The sequence below is a fragment of the Treponema socranskii subsp. socranskii VPI DR56BR1116 = ATCC 35536 genome (genome assembly GCF_000468115.1).
GTDB lineage: Bacteria > Spirochaetota > Spirochaetia > Treponematales > Treponemataceae > Treponema_D > Treponema_D socranskii.
The window spans coordinates 1-557 of sequence record NZ_AVQI01000054.1; the positions used below are offsets into that span (position 1 = coordinate 1).

The following is a 557-nucleotide window of genomic DNA, read 5'->3' on the forward strand; positions in this document are numbered from 1 at the left end:
CAGCGATTCCGGCGGCGGAACACCCAAACACGCCGTAACCTTCGGCGTAGACGGCGGAAACGGTACGATCAAAGCGACGGTCGACGGCAGCGAAATCAATTCGGGCGACACGGTGGAGCAGGACAAAATCGTCGAGTTTACCGCAACACCGGACAACCCCGCGACGCACAACGTTGACTTTTGGTCGATAGACACAGGTGCCTTTGAAGCGGGAACGGGAGGAAGCGGCAGCACGATTGCAAAGATAAAAGTAGTGCAGCCGGTAACCGTAACGGTAAAGTTTAAGCTTAAAAGCGCGCCGCCGACAAAGTACGCGGTAACCTTCGGCGTAGAAGGCGGAAACGGCACGCTCACAGCAAAGGCGGACGGCATACCGGAAACAGCGGTAAGTCCCATAAACGTCGAAAAGAACAAAACCGTAACCTTTACGGCGACGCCCGCTGCAAATCACAAAGTAAAAGAATGGAAGGTAGACGGCGCCGTTATAAGCAATACGACGACTACCCATACCCTCATCGTAACAAAGGCGGCAGATGTCAAAGTGAGCTTCGAAGCCC

General features: G+C 54.4%; 1 protein-coding gene. It reads left to right on the forward strand.

Annotated elements, in window-relative coordinates; all coding sequences use genetic code 11:
* On the forward strand, positions 1-557 hold a 557-nt coding region (locus tag HMPREF0860_RS13925), incomplete at both ends, for an InlB B-repeat-containing protein (protein ID WP_021495626.1).